We start from the raw sequence: 22,130 nt of genomic DNA, 5'->3' as shown, positions 1-22,130 counted from the left end.
AATAATTGTGATTGAGGCATATGACCAAAAATACTCGCTCCCTCGAAGATGAAGCTTTAGCACTCCACTCTTCTGGCCGTCCTGGTAAACTTGAAATTTCTCCAACAAAACCACTCACAACGCAAAGAGATCTCTCCCTCGCATATTCCCCCGGCGTTGCCATTCCATGTTTGAAAATTGCCGAGAATAACGATTGTGCTTACGATTATACCGCAAAAGGGAACTTAGTAGCCGTTATTTCAAATGGAACTGCCGTTCTTGGACTTGGAGACTTGGGAGCCTTAGCCTCTAAGCCTGTTATGGAAGGAAAAGCCGTTCTATTCAAACGATTCGCAGATATCGATGGTATTGATTTGGAAGTCGACACACGTGATGTTGATGAATTTATCAATAGCGTAAAGCACCTGGGACCTAGCTTTGGAGGAATTAATTTAGAAGACATTAAGGCCCCAGAATGTTTTATCATAGAAGACAAGCTCAAAGAAATAATGGATATTCCTGTGTTTCATGATGACCAACACGGAACTGCTATTATTGCTTTAGCAGCGCTGATCAATGGGCTAGACCTTACTAACCGTTCTATTGAAAAGACTAAGTTCGTTCTGAATGGAGCCGGGGCCGCCTCTCTTGCCTGTGTTGAACTTATTAAAAACTATGGTGCCCTTTCCAAAAATATTACCATCGTTGACCGAACCGGTGTCATTTATAAGGGGCGAAAAGAAGGCATGAACCCCTGGAAAGAAACCCATACCATAGAGACCAAAGATCGCACACTTTTAGACGCAATAGACGGTGCAGATGTTTTTATTGGATTATCTGCAAAGGGTGCTCTGTCTAAAGATATGGTCAAAAAAATGGCTAAAAATCCAATCATATTTGCCATGGCCAACCCTGACCCAGAAATTACGCCTGAGGAAGTCCAGTCGGTCAGAACCGATGCTATCGTTGCAACAGGTCGTTCCGACTATCCTAACCAAGTTAATAATGTTCTAGGATTTCCATATATTTTCCGGGGGGCCTTAGATGCACACGCAAAAACCATAAATGAAGAAATGAAAATCGCTGCTGCAGAAGCATTGGCCCGACTAGCAAGAGAAGATGTTCCCGACGAAGTTGCTGCCGCCTACTCTGGTCGACGTCTCCAATATGGCCCCGAGTATATCATTCCTGTCCCGTTCGACCCCAGATTGATCGCTACTATTTCTTCTGCCGTCGCCGAAGCCGCCATGAAGACTGGTGTTGCACGCCGTAAGATTAAAGATCTTTCAAAATACCAGGCTCAATTAAATAGCCGGCTTGATCCGATGGCTGCTACCCTCCAACTTATCTTTGAATCCGTTAAGGCAAACCCTAAGAGGATTGCTTTCGCAGAAGGGGAAGAAGATCAAATGATCCGCGCGGCAATAGCCTACTCCAGTGGAGGATATGGCGAAGCTATTTTGATAGGCCGTGATGATGTCATTCAACATAAGCTTTCCAATTTGGGATTGAAGCTACCGAAAGGCGTTACCATTCACAATGCTGCCCTTAGTGAGGCGAACGAAAAATATATTGAGTTCCTATACAAAAAACTCCAACGCAAGGGGTATCTACAGAGAGATGTTCAACGGATGGTTCACCAAGATCGTCATATTTTCGGTTCCTGCATGGTAGAATTTGGTCATGCAGATGGCTTGATTACGGGGCTTACACGCAGCTACCCCGTAATCTTTGATGAAATCCAAAGTGTGTTTGAACCAAAATCAGATAGAGAGATTTTCGGATTATCCCTCTTTGTAAATCAACACAGAGCTTTGTTTATCTCAGATACAACAATCCATGAAATTCCAACCTCTGAACAACTTGCAAATATTGCGATCCAAAGTGCTCAAAAAGTTCGCGAATTGGGACACGAGCCAAAAGTAGCCCTTTTATCTCATGCAAACTACGGGAATCCTGCGCGGAATTACTCAGAACGTGTTCGCAAAGCAGTCGAAATACTTGATCAGCGAAAAGTTGACTTTGAATACGACGGAGAGATGACAGCAGATGTTGCTCTTAATCCGCAAGTTCGCTCCTTATACCCCTTTTGTCGTCTAAAAGGTGAAGCAAATGTATTGATTATGCCTACTCTAGACGCTGCCCATATTTCTTCTAAACTCCTCCGGAATATTGGCCAAGGGACACTTATAGGACCTCTTCTAGTAGGGCTTAATAAACCTGTGCAAATTCTACAAAGAGGCTCCACAGTCTCCGAACTTGTGAACCTGGCCGTGTTGCTAGCCCATGAGGCCCAATCTGAGTAGATCCGTGAAGAATTTTCGCATACTCCTGTTCGTAATTGTTTGCATATTAGGGATTTCGCCTCTCTATGCTCAAGACTATATAAGGATCGTTGGCTCTTCCAATGTATTTCCTTTTTCCACAACAATATCAGAGTTAATGAGCGTGTTCTCCAAGTACCAGCCACCTGTTGTTGAAAAAACAGGAACGGGCGGAGGCATTAACCTCTTTTGTGCGGGTTCACACCCAGATTCACCAGAAATTGTGAATGCTTCACGCCCCATGAAAACCTCAGAAAAACGTGAATGCCATCGAAATGGCATCAACGAATTTAAGGAAATCAAGATCGGCTATGATGGAATCATTCTTGCTCACTCAGTAAAATCTCCCCCCTTTGATCTGACTTTGGAGCAACTCTTTAAAGCCTTAGCCATGGAAGTTTCCATAAATAACAAATGGGTTAAAAATCCCTACAAAAAATGGAGTGAAATTTCCCCACACCTGCCAGATCAAACCATCAAAATATTTGGCCCTCCTGCCACTTCAGGAACCCGGGAAGCTTTTGATGCTCTCGTCCTTAAACCCCGATGCCGTCAGGAAGCTATGTGCCAATACATCAGAGAAGATGGTGCCTACATAGAAATGAATGAAAATACAACTCTCATTGTAGAAAAATTGGTTAACAACCTTCATGCTATTGGCATTATGGGTTTTCGTCTCCTCGATCAAAACGAAGAGAAACTTCGCAGTTTTCCTGTAGACAGCATTAAACCAACATTATCAAATATTCTCTCAAAAACGTACCCACTCTCCAGAGCTTTATATGTTTATTTCAAAACAGATAATAAAGACAATTTTCTTGCAACTCTCCAGTATCTTGAGCTTTTTACGTCTGAAACACTATGGAATGAAAATGGTGAACTTGCCAGAAAAGGGCTGATTCCTCCCCCAAAACATGAAAGAGAAAAAATTCAAAAATGGCTCAAAGGAATGACGCCGTAAGTTGCAGATAAAAATTAAGAGCAATAACAACTTATTCCCATTGCCATAATTAGAAATCTATATATAACCTATCGTTAATTATGGGTGTGCCTTAGAATGCTATTGATGCTCTTTTTGATTGGCTGGGTTTTGTTTGGATATGTCCTTGGAAGACAGATAACGGGACGTCATGCACGAATTCGAAATTTCCACTCACTCCCAGGATATTATGGTCTTTACTTAGCAATTTGGTGTGCCTTACCGTCCCTTTTTCTTTTAGGCCTCTGGGAAACCGTCAGCCCTTTTATATTCAAACAATCACCAACCCTTTCAGAAAGTAGAATTTATGCTTTTTGGGGCCTGATATTTTCGGGAGCAGCCGTAGGGCTTTTTTTTGGAGCCCGCAAATTACGCCCAGAATTTCGCGCACGGATCTATGTTGATCACATGATACAACTCTTTTTTGTCCTTATATCATTTCTGGCATTATTGACGACACTCGGCATCGTATTTTCACTGGTTATCGAGGCATTTCGCTTTTTCACACTTGTTTCTCCCTATGATTTCCTATTTGGCCTCTATTGGAGTCCCCAAGCAGCTGTTAGTGAAGACATTTCTGGGACCGAAATTATTAATGCTCAAGCTTTTGGAGCCATTCCTCTTTTCTCGGGAACTTTCCTAATCACGATCATTGCAATGGGAGTCGCAATACCTGTGGGCCTTATGGCTGCAATTTACCTGTCTGAATATGCCCGCAAAGGAACACGAAACATTATTAAGCCTCTCTTGGAGGGATTGGCAGGAATCCCAACTGTCGTCTACGGTTTTTTTGCTGCAATTATGGTTGCCCCCTTTATTCGGGAAACAGGAGGCACGCTGGGATTGCATGTAACATCTGAAAGTGCTCTTGCTGCCGGACTCGTTATGGGCGTTATGCTCATTCCATTTATTTCATCTCTCTCAGATGACGTTATTCACGCTGTCCCAAAAAACCTCAGAGAAGGTGCCCTAGCCCTGGGTTCAACCTCATCGGAAACCATCCGTCGTGTTGTGTTGCCCACCGCCCTTCCAGGAATTGTGGGAGCTATTCTCTTGGCTGTTTCCAGAGCCATTGGGGAAACCATGTTGGTTGTGATGGCTGTAGGCCTTACCGCAAAACTAACCGCAAACCCTTTAGACTCCGTCACAACCGTGACTGTACAGATTGTAAACTTGCTTACTGGTGATCAAGAGTTTGATAGCCCTCAAACACTGGCTGCCTACGCTCTGGGATTCATTTTATTTCTTCTAACGTTCACTCTCAATATTATAGCGCTTAGAGTCAGGCGTAGATTCCAGGGGGGTTATGGTTAAACAAATTTCACCTTCTATATCGACTATTTTTACGCCCGAAGGGCAGTCGCTAGAGCAGAAAAAGCGTCTAAGAAAAAGGCATCGAAAAGAGTACGCCTTTAAAACCTTTGGCCGTGCCAGCGTAACACTTGCTCTCGGCATCTTATTTATTCTCCTTGGTGCTATCTCCCTAAAAGGACTTCCAGCTTTTTTTGTTACAGAGATCAAGATATCTGTTTATTTTAACCCGGAACATCGTTTGGCTGATCCAGTAAAAAAGTATGATGCTTATCAGGAAATGATCGCTGTCTCATTAAGCCAAAAATTCACAGACAAACTTTCCTCCGAAGATAAAACTGCCCTCATTAATCTCGTAAGTCTGGGAACCTTAAAGACAATCCATGCCATGACATCTGAAAATCCTTCCCTTTGGGGAAATCGAAGAGAACTTTGGGTTCCTGTAAGTAATGCTTTAAGCGATTACCTAAAGGGTAAAAAAAATGGAAAGCTAACAGAAAAACAAAAGGAATGGGTTCAAGATTTTCAATCTCATCACGACCTTAGAACTTCCTTCCGAACGAGCTTTTTTACGAACAGTGATTCCCAGGAACCTGAATTAGCCGGAATTCTTGGGGCCGTGTTTGGGTCTATCTTTACCCTTATGATTGCCCTCGCCATTGCCTTCCCTATAGGGACAATTACGGCTGTTTATCTTGAAGAGTTTGCCCCGCGCAGTTGGTGGGCTGATCTCATTGAAATCTCTCTCAACAATTTAGCGGCCGTTCCTTCTATCGTCTTTGGACTGCTCGCTCTTTCTGTTTTTCTGCTGCTATTCGGACTCCCTCGATCCGCTTCGCTGGTTGGAGGATTAACCCTGGCCCTTATGATGTTCCCTCTTATGATTATAGCAAGTCGTGAAGCCTTAAAAGCAGTTCCAAAAGCTCTAAGAGAAGCAGCACAAGGACTGGGAGCTTCCCGCATTCAAGTCGTTTTTCATCACGTTTTACCTTCGGCTATCCCTGGCATTATAACTGGAACCATTATAAGCATTGCACGCGCAATCGGAGAAAGTGCCCCCCTCCTTTTAATCGGTATGGTGGCTTTCATTCCGACCGTTCCTGAATCTCTCATGTCGCCAGCAACGGTCCTTCCGGTTCAAATCTATCAATGGGTTGAACAACCAGAAAGCGGTTTCATAGAAAATAGTTCTGCTGCTATCTTGGTATTGTTGCTCTTTCTCTTTATCTTAAACTTTATAGCTATCTACATACGCAAACATTTTGAGAAACAATGGTAAGAAGGACTAAATCTTGTTAACAAATACGCCTAAACTTTCAGTAAGAAAGCTCAGCCTCTTTTATGGGCGGCAGCAAGCTCTCTTCAATATCAATATGGATATTAGAAAAAATGAGGTGATGGCGCTCATTGGTCCATCTGGCTGTGGAAAAAGTTCCTTTCTGCGTTGTCTTAACCGCATGAATGATACATTTGATACTGTGCAAGTGGTGGGGAATGTGCTGTTAGATGGCAAGGATATATACGATAAGTCAGTAGATGTGGTTCAACTCAGAGCTTGTGTGGGAATGGTCTTTCAGCGGGCAAACCCCTTTCCCAAATCCATTTACGATAACGTAGCCTATGGCCCTAGAATTCACGGAATTGCCAAATCCTCTGCGGATCTTGACGCCATTGTTCAAAGCAGCCTCGAACGAGCCGGCCTTTTAAGAGAAGTACACGACCGACTTCATCAATTAGGAACGAGTCTTTCAGGGGGCCAGCAGCAACGACTTTGCATTGCCCGAGCCATCGCTGTAAATCCAGAAGTCATACTAATGGATGAGCCGTGCTCAGCCCTAGATCCCATCGCGACAGCACGAGTCGAAGAACTTATTGATGAATTACGGGAGCGTTTTACCATTGTCATGGTGACCCATAATTTACAACAAGCGGCACGTGTGTCTCAGCGGATCGCCTTTTTCCACTCAGGTGAACTCGTTGAAGCCGGCGAGACAGGAGATGTGTTCACCAATCCACAAGATAAGCGCACTCAAGACTACCTCACAGGACGATATTAAGGAAGAAAATCATGCCCCCAGTGACAGAACATATAGTAAAATCATATGAAGACGAGCTAAATCGCCTCGTTGCCATGATTACGAATCTAGGTCAGGAAGTTACTTCTCAGCTTCAAAAAGCCATTCAGGCCATTATAGATCATGATCTAAAAACAGCTGATAGAATTATCAAAGACGATCCAAAGATAGACCGACTAGAACATGAAATTGATGATTTTGCCGTACGCCTCATTGCTCTACGCCAACCGGTAGCTGCAGATCTCCGTCATGTGATTGTGGCTCTGAAAATTTCCAGCTCTCTAGAAAGAATTGCCGATAACGTTGGAAATGTCGCGGGTCGTTTTACAGAGTTGAAAAAGAACTCAAAGCTTGAACCTCTTAAAACTATTCCACCACTCATGAATTTAATCGAAGAGATGGTCGAAGGCATCATGACTGCTTATATTACCCAAGACGATAAAGCTGCCTATGAATTATGGATGCAAGACGATGAAGTAGACCATCTCTACAATAGCTTCATGCGAGAGCTGCTCACCTATATGATGGAAGATCCCCGTAATATTAGCCCCTGTATCCACATGCTTATTATGGGAAAAAATATCGAGAGAATGGGTGACCATATCACGAACATTGCTGAAAACATTCACTACCTAGTCCACGGCACTCTCTGGTCCAAAGACATCCTTGCAGACTATAAAAAAAGCAAAGGACGCATAAAAAAGAAGGCCCCGCGTAAAGGAAAGTAAGTAAAAACATGCTAAAATATATTTTCGCTTCTTTCATACTCCTTTTTAGTTTTCACGGAAAAGCCAACATGACACCCCAAACAAACGAACAAGAACGTGCCTATTTTTCTGGAGGATGTTTCTGGTGCATGGAGGCAGCGTTCGATGCCATACAAGGAGTGACTAAGACCACATCTGGATATATGGGAGGAACTGTGAAAAGACCGACCTATCCACAGGTTAGTTCCGGCATGACAGGTCACTATGAAACTGTTGAGGTTACTTACAACCCCAGCCAGATAACCTTTGAAGAACTGCTACAAGCCTTTTGGCATAATGTCGACCCCCTCGATGGAGATGGGCAATTTGCCGACCGTGGCCAACAGTATAGTACAGTAATTTTTCACCTAAATAATGCACAAAGGGATTTAGCCAAAAAATCAAAACAGTCCATTGAAAAGGAATTAGGACAAGTCGTCCAAACGCAAATTGTCCCTGCATCTGAGTTTTATCCTGCCGAGGAATATCACCAAGATTATTCAAAAAAAAATCCCTTGCGATATGAGTTCTATAAATATGGGAGCGGCAGACCTAAGAGGTTAAAAGAGTTGTGGAAAAGGGATACAAAGTAGGTGTCTAATTAAAAAGGTTCTACCCCAACTCTTGGCAGCCCATTTCGGTTATTACAAAATCCAAAGGCACATCATGAGTACTCACAGGAATAAAGGGTACTTCTTGTTCGGCAAAAGCTAGACCTATGATTAACTTCTTCTTTTTACGAAAAGATTCTATGTATTTATCATAATATCCTTTCCCATACCCCAATCGAGTCCCATGTATATCAAAAGCAAGTAAAGGCACTAATATCAAGTCAGGTTCGCAAACAAGATTCTTTTTCGGCGGTCCATAAATAGAAACACTATTAAAAAAGTTTTGAATCACCATTTCCGTTTCGCGCGTCCAAATACGAAAAACTAAGGGCTTTTCCGGCCCTCTTACGGTTGGAAGAAGACAAATATGTCCCTTTTCTAAAAGCTTATCCAAAATGGGTTGGGTCTTCACTTCGGTCCCTATAGACCAAAATGAAGCCACTTTTGATTTAGGTTGCAAAAAAAAAGTATCGAAGAAAGTCTTTTTGATTTTCTCAGCCACCTCTTCCCGAAAGTCCTCACCACGATTCCATATCTCTAAGCGCTTTTTCTTTGCATTTTCGCGCAGGAGAGCTTTTTCCTTATCCATTTGATTCATCTTTTATGCAGCTCGTCGAGCCCTTAAGGCCGCCATTAATGTTCCATCGTCTAAGTAATCTAACTCTCCCCCTACTGGAACACCATGGGCAAGGTGCGTTATTTTCAAATCAGGACACTCTGTATTGAGTCGATCTGTCAAATAGTGGATCGTGGTTTGTCCTTCAACAGTCGCATTAAGAGCCATGATGATTTCCTTTATTTCCACCCCTTTTGCCCGTAACAATAGCTTTTCAATAGTTAAATCATCGGGACCGCGCCCATCCAAAGCCGACAAGGTCCCGCCCAACACATGATAATATCCTTTATAGGCCATGGAACGCTCTAAAGCCCAAAGATCTCCGATATCTTCTACGACACATAGCAGACTCTTATCCCGATTTGCATTGGCGCAAATACCACATAAAGGTTGAGTATCCAGGTTACCACAGGTACTACAGGTATGAATTGTATCCGCAACCTGTTCCATAGCCTCACTAAGAGGCCGCAGCAATGTTTCCCGCTTTTTGATAAGCTGTAGCGCAATACGCCGCCCCGAACGGGGGCCTAAACCAGGTAGTTTTGCCAATAGCTGAATGAGTTTTTGAAGGTCCGTCCCTTCCATGGAGATTAACCTCTATACTGGAAAGTCCATACCACCAGGTAGCTTCATGCCACCAGTCAGTTTCCCCATTTCTTCTGATGACTGAGCCTCTACTTTGCTCTTAGCATCTGAAAAAGCAGCTACAATTAGGTCTTCTAACATATCCACTTCATCTGCCTTCATAAGGGAAGGATCTATCTTCACCCTTTTGGCTTCATTCTTGCCATTAATCGTTACTTCAACCATCCCAGCTCCAGAAGTCCCTGTCACTTCAAGTAGCTCCAATTTCTTTTGCACTTCTTCCATTTGTGCTTGAAGTTGCTTGGCCTGCTTCATCATTTGTGTGAAATCTCTCATAATCTAATCCTTTGCTTTTTCCATTGTAATATTTTTCAATGCAGTAACCTGGGCCCCTGGAAATGAAGCCAATGTCTTCTGAACCAGTGGATCCTGTTCCGCTGTTTGTGTTTGCTTCTTTTGGGCCTCGCCCACTTGATCTCCAACTGTTTTCTGGCCCTCTTGCTCAGATATAACGAGAACCCAGCGCTCTCCGGTCCATTCAGTCAGAAATTTACTTATCTTCTGACAAAAGTCCCTGGGAGCTTGATCCATCAAACGCAATTCTATCCTGCCCTTTTGGAAATTAACCAAACGCACATGCTGAACAAGGTATGTATGTAGTAGGGCTTCCCTCTTTTTATCAAATAATTGAATCACCTCTTCGAAACTATTTGGCGAAATGTCTTGATTTAGTTGGTGGGGGACGGTTGGTTGAGCCAACGAAGGTGCTGTGCTGTTGGGCGTTTGAGAAACTTCCGGCTTCACAACTCCTTGCTTTAACTCTTCAACAGAAGGAATATCCTTAACGTGTGCCAAGCGGATGAAAAGCATATCAATAGCAAGTTCACTTTGCGGAGCAGTAGAAACTTCACCCACGCCCTTAAGGAGCATCTGCCAAGTCCTCTGCAGAACGGCATTAGACAAAGTCTTGGAGAGCTCTAAACCGCGGACTCTTTCCGTTTCTGAAAGGGTTATATCATCTGCAAACTCAGAGGATATTTTTAATTTACTAATCCAATGGGTTACATCCAACAGGCTTTTTAGTATCCCCATAGGCTCTGCACCAACCTGATACAACCCCTGGAGTTGTCCTAAGGACTTTTGAATATCCCCCTTCAAAAGAATTTCAAATAAATCGAATAATTTGCTCTTATCCGCGTATCCAAGCATCTTCCGAACATGGTCCGCTGTAATACACGTGGTATCCATATTAAAAGCTTGATCTAAAAGAGACTGGCCATCTCGAACTGATCCATCAGCCGCTCGAGCAATAAGGGCCAGAGCCTGTTCCTCGATTTCAATCCCTTCATCTTTCGCATGGGTAGCAAAATAATCTTGCAGGACTTTTTGATCGATACGGCGTAAATCAAATCGCATACATCTGGACAGAATAGTCACAGGAACTTTTTGGATTTCAGTCGTCGCAAAAATAAATTTTACATGTTCAGGTGGTTCTTCAAGAGTCTTTAAAAGTGCATTAAATGCGTTTTTTGAGAGCATGTGGACTTCATCCACAATATAAACCTTAAAGCGCCCAAGAACTGGCTTATAGTGAACCCCTTCGATTAAATCTCGAATATCATCAACGCCCGTTCGGCTTGCTGCATCCATTTCAATGACATCAATATGGCGATCTTCTGAAATAGCTTTACAAGAATCACACTGTCCACAAGGATTTATGGTCGCCTTGCCTTTGCCATCAATTCCCACGCAATTGATAGCGCGAGCAATAAGCCGCGCTGTGGTCGTTTTTCCAACACCTCTTACACCTGTAAGGATAAAAGCATGAGGCAATCGATCTTTTTCGATGGCATTTTGGAGGACCTTCACAAGCACCTCTTGGCCAATGAGCGCCGAAAAAGTAGTTGGACGATATTTTCGAGCCAGAACTTGATAGGGTGTTGCTGATGATTTAGGCATGGATCTCTATACAGTTTTTAACAGGCGGGAAAGGGATAAACTTGACCCGAGAGAACACTTGGTGCGGCTGCTTTCTTCCGAATCTGACCGGGTTCCCAAGGCCTTCGTCCAAATCTCCCTTTCCCATCCCTGTTATAACAGCATCTAGAACCCAAAAGGCAAATGTTTTTTCAGGAATTTATCTCTGTCTCTGAAGATATTGGAAACAAATAGAGCTTGGCATTGAAATTAATCTCTCTTATCATGCCACTTTGTAGAATCGAGAGGTTACCTGTGAGATCCTGTCCCAAAGTTTTTATCATTTTGTTTTCGTTGACCGTATGTGGATCCCACAGTATTTCACCCGTCTATAGCAATGTCCAGCTTCTTCCTCAAAGCGTTCAGACCCAACGCGCGGAGCTTAAAAATCTTAAATTTGACGCAGCCGTCCTCATTACCTCTGATTCTGGAAAAAAAGAGGGTGGCATAGTAGCCGTAAACAAACTTGAAAGAGCCGGACATCGCGTCCTAAAAGTTGTACATCTTAAGAATGATCTGATGAACATTAAGAAATACCTATCGAAATTGACCGCCAGTAAAATTTCCATAGTGGTTTGTGTAGGTGGCACGGGGATTGCCCCTCGAAACAACACTGTGGAAGCCGTAGACTCATTCATTGAGAAAAAGTTGCCGGGTTTTGGCGAGCTTTTCCGTTATCTAACATACAAAAAGTGGCAGCATGTCTCTGAAGATGTTGGACTTCTCGCCATGGATACAAGGGCATGTGCTGGAACAAAGGATAAAACCGTAATTTATGCCGTTCCTGGCTCCCCGGATGCTGTTGAATTGGCTATGGATGAAATCATCATTCCAGAGACGCCTTATCTTCTTGGCCAATTAAACAAATAATGTTCTGGACATTTTATTTTCCTGAGGAAAAACTCAATTGAAAAAGAAACCCTCCTCCCGAACAACTAAGGAAGAACTTAAAAATGCGAGAAAGCACAAACCTTCTTCCCAAAGGTGGTTGAGGCGCCAACTGAGTGATCCTTACGTGCAAGAAGCCCAGCGCAAAGGGTATCGTTCACGAGCTGCATTTAAACTGTTGGAACTAAATGAGAAATATAAGTTTCTTTCTCCGGGGAAAATTGTAGTCGATTTGGGAGCTGCCCCTGGTGGCTGGACACAAGTTACTATTGAAAAAGTCCAAGCCCCTAAAAATGGAAAAGTATTTGCCCTTGATCTGCTAGAAATGGAGGATCTTCCGGGCGCTGTCCTGATGCAAGGTGATTTTTATGAGGACGATACGTACAATGAACTTATTCTAGCCCTCAAAGGGAAGCGTGCTGACGTTGTGTTAAGCGACATGGCCCCCTCAACCATGGGGCACCGACAAACAGATCACATCCGCATTATGGGGCTTGCTGAAGCCGCTTATGATTTTGCCCACGAAATTCTAGGCCCAGAAGGCGTTTTCGTTTCAAAAGTCTTCCAAGGAGGGGCCGAACAAACCCTTCTCACGCGCCTTAAAAAAGATTTTAAGAAAGTTGCACATGCCAAACCACCCTCTAGCAGGAAAGAATCCAGCGAAATGTACGTAGTTGCGATGGGGTTCCGAATGGCCAAGTCAGAATAAGCCAAAATTTTTATATCCGTCTTTACACGAATTGAGAGAAAAGCGCTGACTGTTTTAACATACCCATTATATTAGTCAGTCATCAAAAAGGGCCCCGAAGGGCCCTTAATGACATGGAATTTATATCTCTTATTTATCTAAAGAGGATAACAGAACGACGATTTTCACGGTTAGCCTTTGTTGTCTTAACAATAGGATCTTTTTCGCCCTGACCAACGCTTGTAATGCGCACGCTGTTTGCATCATCTCCTAAGAAATGTCTCAAAGCATTCTCCGCAGAATTTGCACGCTCCCCGGAAAGCTTCTGATTGTAAGCTTGTGGCCCCGTAAGGTCCGTATAGCCGAGAATGGTCACTTCCCTCACATCTCCTTCGGAAATAACCTTGGCAGCATTTTCTACTACGGCCAGGCCACCAGCGTCTATTTTGTGACTGTTAAGATCAAAGAATACCAAATAAGCCTCAGGAACGCCTTCTCCAGCAAAGAACAACTCTTCATCAATGGAAACTGATGGGCCATGCTCAAGTTCTTCCATCACACGATCGAACTCACTATGACAATCGTTGGATTTTTTTGTGCATCTATGAGCTTCAGCAACAAGCCAACAATCGAAATTAACTTGAGCTTCAGCAGCCAAAGTCGTATCTCTTTGGGTAGCTCCAGCTTCAAAGGCATACAAAAGTGCATCGCGTCCTTCTGCCAATTCTTGAATGCTCTCTGCAGGAATTTCTGGCCAACTGCCAATATCTTCTACAAAAACCAACTCACCTCCAGAAGCTTGAAGACCTTTTCGCGCCATTATGCTTGCTTGGCTAAAATCATGATCATCCACATCAACTTCGGACTGATATAGGTATTCTTGTGATAGGTCTTTCGTAAATTGGGTCCCTACAGGATCCGTTTGTCTTAGAACATCCACGTCATGGGTAGAACAAGCACCCAACGCCAAAACGGCCACAGATGCTAAACTCATTCCTAGAGATTTTATTAATTTCATTTTAGTTCCTCACTGCCTTATTTTTTGTAAAAGCCTTATAAACTCTGAGAGCACCCCCACTGTAAGCAAAACTCTCTATCCCTCTTGGCCCTCTTAATTCTTTATTGATCGACATAAAAACTGCCAACAGCTATTTACGAACGGCTAAAAATTTTATATAGGCTCAAGAGAGCTAACTTCTATTTTCCACAAATTTGGGGTTTCTGCAAGACTTGATTTCAGGAGCCCCGCCAAAAGACGGAGAAAATGGTGACAGATATATTTTCGGAAATTGAGCAAGAGGTCCGCCAAGACAACCTTCTTGCCCTTTGGAAACGATACGGACCATACATTATAGGTGCGGCAAGTGCTGTTGTTTTAGCAACCGCAGCTTACGTATTGTGGCAAAATTACGAAAACTCACGCCTCTCTGCCATTGCAAAGGAATACTCTACAGCTCTAAATTTAAATTCCGAAGAAAGATCAAGCGAAGCTGAGGAAATCCTAAATCGCATTGGAGAACAAGAAAAATCTGGATATGGCATTCTCGCTCGATTAACAGCCGCGCATCTTTTGGCAAGCAGAAATAAGGATGAAGCTATCGCTCTATATCAACAGCTTATAGCTGAATCAAGCATCGACCCAATCTTTAGAGATCTTGCTGTTCTTAGAATGACGCTTCTTCAACTAGGATCGCAAGAAGAGCAAACGCTTATAGATCAGTTGACACCCCTAACAAGAACGGATAATCCTTGGAGAATTTCTGCACTTGAGATTGTTGGTTCACTTGAGTATTCGTTGAATAATAAGGTGAAGGCAGTAGAAATTTACAAACTGCTTGTTCAGGCACCAGATGCTCCCCCGACCCTGAGGAAAAGGGCGCATCAAATGCTCATGGTATTGAGTGCTGCTGGCGAAAACATAGATTTAACATCCGGTGACTTGAAACATTCCCGTCATCAAACAAAAGAGTGAAGGATCGAATGAAAAAATTATATTATTTAGCTTTCCTGTTTCCACTTCTGGCTGGTTGCGACTGGATGGGGAAAACCCCCGAGCCCCCTCTGCCTGGTGAAAGGCAATCTGTTATTTTGTACGGTGAAGGAATTGAAGCTGACCCGATTTTGAAGAACCTTCCGATTACGATTGGTACCCCCGTAAAAAACAAGAGCTGGCTTCAAGCACATGGTTCCGCTAGCCATGCTATGCCCCCATTGGCTAATGCTGGGATGAGCCATGTACGTTGGCAAGAAAACATCGGTCGTGGAGCTGACGACAGTCACCGCATTCTATCAACCCCGGTTCTCCATGAAGGCAAAATTTTTGCCGTGGATGGTGATAATGATGTCGTAGCTTTAGACGCTTCTACAGGCGACGAATTATGGAGGACGGAAACCTCCCGAGAAGATAGGGAAAGTGCTCCTGTTCTTGGAGGTGGAATTGCGTGTCTCGATGGCCGTATTTTTGTCACAACGAGCGATGGAGACGTTCTGTCTCTCGACGAAAAAAATGGAAATGTTATTTGGAAAACCAGCTTAGATTATCCAGTCCGAGCGGCTCCAACCGTTAGTGATGGGCGTGTTTTTGTTGTGACTCTTGAAAATACCTTAGAAGCCTTTAGTGCAGCTACGGGCGATAAGCTTTGGTCCCATCGCGGCATTACAGAGACGGCCTGTCTCCTCGGATCTGCCAATCCGGCAGTCGAGGGAGATACTGTCATTGTTCCGTATTCTTCCGGGGAGATATATGCTTTACGCACCGATAATGGACAAGTTTTATGGCAAGACTCTCTTACATCTTTTAAGCGCTCAGACGCTGTTTCCAGCCTCCCACAAATCAAAGCATCCCCTGTAATAGATAGGGATCTTGTATTTGCTGTTAGCCACTGCGGTCGTATGGCAGCCATATATATGCGGTCTGGCATGCGTGTTTGGGAAAAAGAGATAGGAAGCGGCCAGACTCCTTTTGTAGCCGAACACTTCATCTTTCTCACAACAAATTCTGGGGAACTCATTTGCCTCACCCGTGAATCCGCCGGAGTTCGCTGGATTGCCCAATTGCCCAAATTTGACAGTGAGCAAGACAAGAAGGAGCCTATAACCTGGGCTGGTCCTGTCTTAGCTGGAGATAGATTAATCTTGGCCGGTTCAAATGGTAAGGCTATTGCTTTCTCGCCTTATACTGGGGAAAAGTTGGAAGAGATCGAGCTTCCTGGAACCACATACTTGCCCCCAATTGTTGCCGATGAGACCGTTTACTTCTTGACAGAAGAGGCAGATCTCGTCGCCTTAAAGTAGGTTCCCATGGCCTTAACCGTTGCCATCATAGGACGCCCAAATGTTGGGAAATCAACCCTTTTCAATCGCCTGGTTGGAAGAAGGACGGCTCTTGTCCATGAAACACCCGGTCTTACAAGGGACTGGAAGGAAGGAAAGGCAAAAATTGGAGACCTTTCCTTTACGGTTATTGATACGGCTGGTTACGAAGATGAATCAGGCACACATTTAGATAGCCGCATGTGGCAACAAAGCCAAAAAGCGCTCTTAAAATCAGACGTTGCTCTCTTCCTCATTGATGCCCGCGAGGGGCTCACGGAAATTGATCGTTACCTTGCCCAAAAGCTTCACAAGTCTGGAATTCCTGTCATTCTTATAGCGAACAAATGCGAAGGCAATCACCCCAAAGCCAATATTCAAGAAGCCTTTGCACTTGGATTTGAAACGCCCCTTCCCATATCTGCAGAACATGGGGAAGGACTCGTAATCCTATATGATGCCTTAAAGCCCCTTGCTGATAAGGCAGTACCAGAAGCAGAAAATGAGGAACAAGGCTCTCCGCTTCAACTGGCTATTGTAGGGCGCCCCAATTCTGGAAAATCTACCCTGATCAATAATTTAGTTGGCGAAGAGAGACTTTTGACTGGCCCAGAAGCCGGGATTACACGAGACGCCATTGGCGTTAACTGGTCCTACAAAAATAAGCCTATCCACTTAATTGATACGGCAGGATTAAGACGTAGAGCAAAAATAAAGGAAAAAGTAGAAAGAATTTCCGTCATAAGCACCAAAAAAGCCATTCAATATGCCGAATGTGTCATTCTCCTCCTAGATGCAACATCTCCCTTTGAAAAACAAGATTTAACTATCGCAAGACAGGTCGTAGAAGAGGGGAGGTGCCTTCTAATCGCTCTCAACAAGTGGGACCTGATTACCCCCTCCCAGAGAAAAGCCTATTTAAAGGATCTCGTGCAACAATTAGAATTAGCACTCCCCCAAGTACGAGGAATTCCCTGCCTTCCTATTTCTGCACTCGCCAAGGAGGGCTTCAATAAGCTCTTCGATTCGGTATTCAAACTTTATGAAATTTGGAATAAGCGCCTTCCCACCTCACCACTCAATAGGTGGTTAGAAGACGCACTATTTGATCATACGCCTCCCTTGATCCGCGGCAGACGGTTAAAAGTTCGATACATGACTCAAGTAAAATCTCGCCCCCCAACATTTGTCCTCTTTGCTAATTTCTCCAAAGAATTCCCAGAGAGTTACAAACGTTATCTGCTAAATGGGCTGCGAAAAACTTTTTCACTTGATGGCGTGCCTCTCCGTCTCAATATAAAGACTGGCAAAAACCCTTATGTGAAAGAGGATTGAAGTCACGACACACGCTTGTTTTATGTTCCATAATGATATCGACAAGCTAGAATATGAATATTATCATTTACAATTTTGTAGACGAGCCTATGTTCTGGATCGATTCTTCTAGACCAACAACCTTCTAGATCCCATTTAAGGGGCTCTGGTTTGCCAACGCCCGAGAATGGCCCTCGTGAAATATCTCTGATGAGATCATTTGTCCTTCTTAATTTTTTTTTATCATTTTTTTGCCAAAACAAATAGTCTTCCCACCCATTTGGAGTGAAAAGAATATTTCTCATTCCAAATTTTCCAAATCATTCATCGTAAACTCCTTCCCTGAAGCTTTGTTTGAATCCCGCAAGGATTCTAGGAGCCTCCTTGCGTTTTTAGGACTCCGAAGCAAATAAGCCGTCTCTCTTAAGGAATTATAGTCGGACTCTGATAGGAGTACAACATTCTCTCCCGACTTCCTGGTCACAAGAAAACTCACATGGTCTTGAATCGCTTGATCCATGAAATTCTTCAAATTTTCTCTCAAGGAACTATACGTGACTGTAACCATATCTAATCTCCTCCTATACTTGTACAATATACTGTACAGCCCAGAAAATCAAGATATAAAGAACATAGGAATAAACTAAGCGATCTTGGCGTGATCCTGTTTCGCCACAATACTGCGGGCCTTTTCAAGATCTTCAGGTGTATCAACACCGACTGGTATACTATCTACGAGGACGCCTTGTATGGTCATGCCTGCTTCAAGGGCTCTAAGCTGCTCAAGACGCTCAGCCTTTTCCAGTGCCGTTTGAGGCAAGGAGACAAAACGCTCTAATGCCTCTCTCTGAAAGGCATATAGCCCTATATGATAATAGAGTGGGCGCATCCCATGGGGAATGGGGGAACGGCTAAAATACAACGCACGCCCTTCAGTATCGCCTTCTTTTAATGAAAGAACAGCCTTAACCACGTTAGGATTATTTATTTCCTCTTCATCGGTAAAAGGACAAACAGGTGTCGAAATATCAATAGCTGGATTCGATAAAGTCCCTAAAATACGACTTACCGTTGTGGGATCCAATGTCGGCAAATCACCTTGAACATTGATAATTCGACTATACTTTCCACTAGGGTCAAGCGTTTCAACAGCTGCCCAAACACGATCAGTCCCGGAGGGAAGATTGGGATCAGTCAAAACAGCTTGGCCTCCACTCCGTTCCACAACCTCTTTAATCTCTGGCTCACCACAGGCAACAACCACTTCTCCTACTTGGGATGCTTGGGCCTGTTCCCACACACGAACAATCATAGGTTTTCCGCAAATATCGGCCAAAGGCTTATTGGGAAGTCTTGTTGCTTGAAGACGTGCTGGAATCACAATTAGAGTCTGTTCGGTCATAGCTCCACCTGTTAATCTGTGATATGAAGAATCGTTGCTTTCATTCTGGGTGTTTGATACATGAATTTAGAACACTTAAAAAGGAAAAAATAATAAAATGGACAGTCTAGAGTTCAATAAAATTGCGGCAGCTGTTCTGGTTACACTCATAATTGGTTTAGTGGCCAGCCTAATTGGAGACGCTCTAGTCACCCCTGAAGCTCTTGAACAAAATGTCTACCTTGTCCAAATCGACAACGCTGATCTAGGCCAACCTACCCATAAAGCCAAAGAAGAAAAGCCTCTTGACCCAATTAGCCCGATTCTTGCACACGCAGATATTGAAGCGGGCAAACGAATCGCTAAAAAATGCATCCAATGTCATACACTCGACAAAGGGGGGCCTAACAAAATTGGTCCAAACTTATGGGGAATCGTTAACCAAAAACTAGGTCATCTTGCTAATTTCGCCTACTCCAATTCCTTGAAAGAGAAGGGTGGAACTTGGACCTATGAAGCTTTGAATGAGTTTCTGGCAAAGCCCCGAAAATTCATCACCGGGACAAAAATGGCCTTTATTGGCTTAGTGAAGGAAAAAGAGAGAGCCGATCTCATCGCTTATATCCGGACGTTGAGCGATTCCCCAGCCCCCTTGCCAAAAGATTAGGCTGCGTGTAGAAATCCATAGTCTCAACAACTCACGGACGTGCAAATTCAAGGGAATAAAATGAGAAAATTTGCTTTTTACCTTCTAACAATTCTGCTGATATTCCAACATCAATGTGATGCCAAGAAAGAAGCCCCCATCGTCAAAAAGGCCCATGGCCTTGCTTTGTACGGGGAACCAAAATACGGTCCTGATTTTAAGCATTTTGATTATACTAACCCCTTGGCCCCAAAAGGGGGAACCGTACGACTGGGAACACCAGGAACCTTTGACAATTTAAATCCCTTTATCATAACAGGTGTGGCTGCAACAGGTATTATTTCAACCTATGCATCTCTAATGTCAAAAAGTGATGATGAACCATTTACCGTCTATTGCTACGCTGCAAAAAATATCGAAATACCTGAAGACCGATCATGGATTATTTTTAATCTTCGTGATGATGCCACCTTTCATGACGGGAGCCCCATTACGGCTGAAGATATTGCCTTTTCCATTGAGACGCATCGCACAAAGGGATTGCCTCTATTTAGAACCTATTTTGCAGGAATCGATACAGTTGAAATACTCGGAAAGAAAAGCATCAAATTCACTTTCAAACCTGGGGCAAATAGAGAGCTTCCCCTTATCATAGGGGCAGATGTCTTTATTCTTTCAAAAAAATATTATGAAAAAGTAGACTTTACAAAAACAACCCTTGTACCTCCCCTAGGATCTGGTCCCTACAAAATCAAAAATGCTGACCCTGGAAGATCCATAACCTATGAACGTGTCAAAAAATGGTGGGGCGAAAAATTACCTGCAAATAAAGGGCAATATAATTTTGATATCATGCGATATGACTACTATCGAGATAATACTGTCTCCTTGGAAGCCTTTAAGGCTGGAGATGTAAATTTTAGAAGTGAAATTATTTCAAGAGTCTGGGCCACTGGTTACAACTTTCCAGCGGTCAAAAAAGGACATGTAATTTTGGAAAAAGTTCGCCATGAAAACCCTATGGGACTAATAGGTTTTATATTCAACACTCGAAAGCCGATTTTCAAGGATCCTAAAGTTCGTCAAGCCCTAGCATATGCTTTCGACTTTGAATGGAGTAATAAGAATTTTTTCTATAATTACTACACAAGATCAAAAAGTTTCTTTAACAATTCCATCTTTGCATCCTCCGGACTCCCGAACAAAGAGGAATTAGAAATTCTGACCCCTTACAAAGACAAGTTGCCTAAAGAAGTCTTCTCGCAAGAATATTCCCCTCCGAAATCGGATGGCTCGGGAAATATACGTGAAAATCTTTCAATAGCTCTTTCCCTATTAAAAGAAGCAGGCTGGGTTCTCAAAGATCATAAACTTGTGAATAAAAAAACAGGGGATCCAATGAAATTTGAGATCCTGACCAACTCGCCAGCTTTTGAAAAAATTATTCTCGCTTTCATTCGTAATCTTGAACTCTTGGGGGTTGAGGGAAAAATAAGAGTCATTGATACTGCTCAATATCAAAATATCGTTGAAAATTTTGAATTTGATCTTCTTGCTGCTGGCGGTTTTGCTCAAAGTTCTAGTCCCGGAAATGAACAGAGAAATTTTTGGGGATCCGAAGCTGCAGATTTTCCTGGTTCAAGAAATCTTGCTGGCATCAAAAATTCCGTTGTTGATGCACTTGTAGAACAATTAACAGCATCTCAAGATTGGGAAACCCTTTTAAATACAACCCATGCTCTTGATCGCGTTCTATTATGGGGACACTACGTAATCCCCATGTGGTACTATAATTATTATCGACTTGCCTATTGGAATATGTTTGGACACCCCAAAATCACACCCAAGTATTCCATTGGCTTTGACACTTGGTGGATAGATCCTAAATTAGAAAAGAAACTTGATCAGTTTCCAAATTAAGTTTGTGTGCAGACATAAAAAAACCTCTGGCTCATTTGCACATCAGCCAGAGGTCCCGATTTCGTGATTACTAGCTTACTTTTTTATCCAAATAAGCGCCGACACTTTCTTGGGTTGTTTGGATAGCCTCATCATCTTGAGTCCAGTTAGCTGGGCAAACTTCCCCGTGCTTTTCATGATGTTGTAATGCATCAACCGTTCGAAGCACTTCTTCAACATTCCGCCCTAGTGGTAAATCATTCACCAACTGATGTCTCACGATTCCTTCCTTATCAATGACAAAAAGTCCTCTGTAGGCAACTTTTTCGTCACTCAAAACATCGTAACTCTTGGCAATATCCCCACCTATATCAGCAACAAGTCCGTACTCGATTCCCTGAATGCCGCCTTTATTTTTGGGTGTATTGAGCCAAGCAAGGTGCGAAAACTGGCTATCCACACTACAACCCAGCACTTCAACATTCCGCTTTTTGAAGGCGCTTAAACAACTCTGAAATGCATGAAGCTCCGTAGGGCAAACAAATGTAAAATCTAGAGGATAGAAAAAGAGGACCACATATTTTCCGCGATACTGGGTTAATTCTATGTCCTTGAATTCATTGCCGAATACTGTGACCGCCTTAAAATTCGGTGCTTCTTTTCCAGTTAGTACACTCATGATCTTCTCCTCTAATCAAATGGGGCTGAAAGTAAATTCTTTAGGCGCCTAAATCAAAGTTTTCCTTTGTTTTCTGCGCATTTGAAAGTCATATAACCACAAAACCCCAGCAATTGTCTA

At 43.2% G+C, this 22,130-nt stretch carries 23 protein-coding genes and 1 other RNA gene; 14 read left to right on the top strand and 10 right to left on the bottom strand.

The features are described from left to right. The first annotated feature begins 20 nt into the window (after positions 1–20). From HOL16_05470 to msrA, 7 genes are all read left to right on the top strand, one after another. Entirely contained in the window at positions 21–2,285 is a 2,265-nt protein-coding gene (locus HOL16_05470; GenBank protein MBT5390141.1) for an NADP-dependent malic enzyme, read from the top strand. Between the two features lie 4 nt (positions 2,286–2,289). Beyond that, a complete protein-coding gene (locus HOL16_05465) occupies positions 2,290–3,264 on the top strand; it encodes a phosphate ABC transporter substrate-binding protein (protein ID MBT5390140.1) in 975 nt (324 codons plus the stop codon). Between the two features lie 96 nt (positions 3,265–3,360). Then, positions 3,361–4,596 carry a phosphate ABC transporter permease subunit PstC gene (pstC, locus tag HOL16_05460; GenBank protein ID MBT5390139.1) on the top strand — a complete coding sequence of 412 codons (1,236 nt, stop codon included), beginning with the start codon at positions 3,361–3,363 and terminating at the stop codon, positions 4,594–4,596. After that, positions 4,589–5,872 (top strand): phosphate ABC transporter permease PstA, encoded by a 1,284-nt coding sequence (gene pstA / locus HOL16_05455; GenBank protein ID MBT5390138.1) that lies wholly within the window; start codon positions 4,589–4,591, stop codon positions 5,870–5,872. The genes pstC and pstA overlap by 8 nt, the downstream gene beginning before the upstream one ends. Before the next feature lie 10 nt (positions 5,873–5,882). Beyond that, complete coding sequence (locus tag HOL16_05450) at positions 5,883–6,650, top strand: phosphate ABC transporter ATP-binding protein (protein MBT5390137.1); 768 nt, start codon at positions 5,883–5,885, stop codon at positions 6,648–6,650. Between the two features lie 11 nt (positions 6,651–6,661). Then, positions 6,662–7,396: a phosphate signaling complex protein PhoU gene (gene phoU / locus HOL16_05445; GenBank protein MBT5390136.1), complete on the top strand. Its 735-nt coding sequence runs from the start codon at positions 6,662–6,664 to the stop codon at positions 7,394–7,396. An 8-nt stretch (positions 7,397–7,404) separates the two neighbouring features. Further along, on the top strand, positions 7,405–8,007 hold the full coding sequence (gene msrA / locus HOL16_05440) for a peptide-methionine (S)-S-oxide reductase MsrA (protein MBT5390135.1): 603 nt from the start codon (positions 7,405–7,407) through the stop codon (positions 8,005–8,007). Positions 8,008–8,026: 19 nt separating this feature from the next. On the opposite strand, the gene HOL16_05435 is transcribed toward msrA, so the two are convergent. From HOL16_05435 to ffs, 5 genes are all read right to left on the bottom strand, one after another. After that, the gene (locus tag HOL16_05435) at positions 8,027–8,614 is read right to left on the bottom strand and encodes a 5-formyltetrahydrofolate cyclo-ligase (protein MBT5390134.1); all 588 of its coding nucleotides are present in this window, start codon (positions 8,612–8,614) and stop codon (positions 8,027–8,029) included. 12 nt (positions 8,615–8,626) lie between these two features. Continuing rightward, on the bottom strand, positions 8,627–9,226 hold the full coding sequence (gene recR, locus HOL16_05430) for a recombination protein RecR (GenBank protein MBT5390133.1): 600 nt from the start codon (positions 9,224–9,226) through the stop codon (positions 8,627–8,629). A gap of 12 nt (positions 9,227–9,238) precedes the next feature. Further along, positions 9,239–9,562: a YbaB/EbfC family nucleoid-associated protein gene (locus HOL16_05425; protein ID MBT5390132.1), complete on the bottom strand. Its 324-nt coding sequence runs from the start codon at positions 9,560–9,562 to the stop codon at positions 9,239–9,241. Positions 9,563–9,565: 3 nt separating this feature from the next. After that, complete coding sequence (locus HOL16_05420) at positions 9,566–11,185, bottom strand: DNA polymerase III subunit gamma/tau (protein MBT5390131.1); 1,620 nt, start codon at positions 11,183–11,185, stop codon at positions 9,566–9,568. 25 nt (positions 11,186–11,210) lie between these two features. Further along, positions 11,211–11,308, bottom strand: an RNA gene (gene ffs, locus HOL16_05415) — signal recognition particle sRNA small type. A 120-nt stretch (positions 11,309–11,428) separates the two neighbouring features. Between ffs and HOL16_05410 the strand changes: the two genes are divergently transcribed. Both HOL16_05410 and HOL16_05405 read left to right on the top strand, forming a co-directional pair. Beyond that, positions 11,429–12,073 carry a molybdenum cofactor biosynthesis protein gene (locus HOL16_05410; protein ID MBT5390130.1) on the top strand — a complete coding sequence of 215 codons (645 nt, stop codon included), beginning with the start codon at positions 11,429–11,431 and terminating at the stop codon, positions 12,071–12,073. A 37-nt stretch (positions 12,074–12,110) separates the two neighbouring features. Continuing rightward, complete coding sequence (locus HOL16_05405) at positions 12,111–12,800, top strand: RlmE family RNA methyltransferase (protein MBT5390129.1); 690 nt, start codon at positions 12,111–12,113, stop codon at positions 12,798–12,800. A 133-nt stretch (positions 12,801–12,933) separates the two neighbouring features. On the opposite strand, the gene HOL16_05400 is transcribed toward HOL16_05405, so the two are convergent. Further along, positions 12,934–13,599 carry an OmpA family protein gene (locus HOL16_05400; GenBank protein ID MBT5390128.1) on the bottom strand — a complete coding sequence of 222 codons (666 nt, stop codon included), beginning with the start codon at positions 13,597–13,599 and terminating at the stop codon, positions 12,934–12,936. Positions 13,600–14,046: 447 nt separating this feature from the next. Here HOL16_05400 and HOL16_05395 point away from each other — a divergent pair, with 447 nt between their 5' ends. From HOL16_05395 to der, 3 genes are read left to right on the top strand one after another with little or no spacing between them, the layout of a single operon-like run. Beyond that, positions 14,047–14,751 (top strand): tetratricopeptide repeat protein, encoded by a 705-nt coding sequence (locus HOL16_05395; protein ID MBT5390127.1) that lies wholly within the window; start codon positions 14,047–14,049, stop codon positions 14,749–14,751. Between the two features lie 8 nt (positions 14,752–14,759). Beyond that, positions 14,760–16,073 (top strand): PQQ-binding-like beta-propeller repeat protein, encoded by a 1,314-nt coding sequence (locus HOL16_05390; protein MBT5390126.1) that lies wholly within the window; start codon positions 14,760–14,762, stop codon positions 16,071–16,073. Positions 16,074–16,079: 6 nt separating this feature from the next. After that, positions 16,080–17,426: a ribosome biogenesis GTPase Der gene (der, locus tag HOL16_05385; GenBank protein MBT5390125.1), complete on the top strand. Its 1,347-nt coding sequence runs from the start codon at positions 16,080–16,082 to the stop codon at positions 17,424–17,426. 20 nt (positions 17,427–17,446) lie between these two features. Here the strand turns inward: der and HOL16_05380 are convergent, their stop codons facing one another. The 3 genes from HOL16_05380 to HOL16_05370 form a co-directional block, all read right to left on the bottom strand. Further along, positions 17,447–17,710: a Txe/YoeB family addiction module toxin gene (locus tag HOL16_05380; protein MBT5390124.1), complete on the bottom strand. Its 264-nt coding sequence runs from the start codon at positions 17,708–17,710 to the stop codon at positions 17,447–17,449. Continuing rightward, positions 17,707–17,973: a type II toxin-antitoxin system prevent-host-death family antitoxin gene (locus tag HOL16_05375; GenBank protein MBT5390123.1), complete on the bottom strand. Its 267-nt coding sequence runs from the start codon at positions 17,971–17,973 to the stop codon at positions 17,707–17,709. The genes HOL16_05380 and HOL16_05375 overlap by 4 nt, the downstream gene beginning before the upstream one ends. A 75-nt stretch (positions 17,974–18,048) precedes the next feature. After that, on the bottom strand, positions 18,049–18,807 hold the full coding sequence (locus HOL16_05370; GenBank protein ID MBT5390122.1) for a 3-deoxy-manno-octulosonate cytidylyltransferase: 759 nt from the start codon (positions 18,805–18,807) through the stop codon (positions 18,049–18,051). A gap of 97 nt (positions 18,808–18,904) precedes the next feature. On the opposite strand from HOL16_05370, the gene HOL16_05365 reads away from it, so the two are divergent. Further along, positions 18,905–19,453: a cytochrome c family protein gene (locus tag HOL16_05365; protein MBT5390121.1), complete on the top strand. Its 549-nt coding sequence runs from the start codon at positions 18,905–18,907 to the stop codon at positions 19,451–19,453. Between the two features lie 60 nt (positions 19,454–19,513). Continuing rightward, positions 19,514–21,352 carry an ABC transporter substrate-binding protein gene (locus HOL16_05360; GenBank protein MBT5390120.1) on the top strand — a complete coding sequence of 613 codons (1,839 nt, stop codon included), beginning with the start codon at positions 19,514–19,516 and terminating at the stop codon, positions 21,350–21,352. A 70-nt stretch (positions 21,353–21,422) separates the two neighbouring features. Here HOL16_05360 and HOL16_05355 read toward each other — a convergent pair whose 3' ends face one another. Beyond that, a complete protein-coding gene (locus HOL16_05355; GenBank protein ID MBT5390119.1) occupies positions 21,423–22,010 on the bottom strand; it encodes a redoxin domain-containing protein in 588 nt (195 codons plus the stop codon). Positions 22,011–22,130: the final 120 nt, after the last annotated feature.

It is taken from the genome of Alphaproteobacteria bacterium (assembly GCA_018662925.1).
Lineage (GTDB): Bacteria > Pseudomonadota > Alphaproteobacteria > 16-39-46 > JABJFC01 > JABJFC01.
The sequence above is the reverse complement of the archived record's forward strand: the minus strand, read 5'-3'. Positions and strand labels throughout refer to the sequence as shown.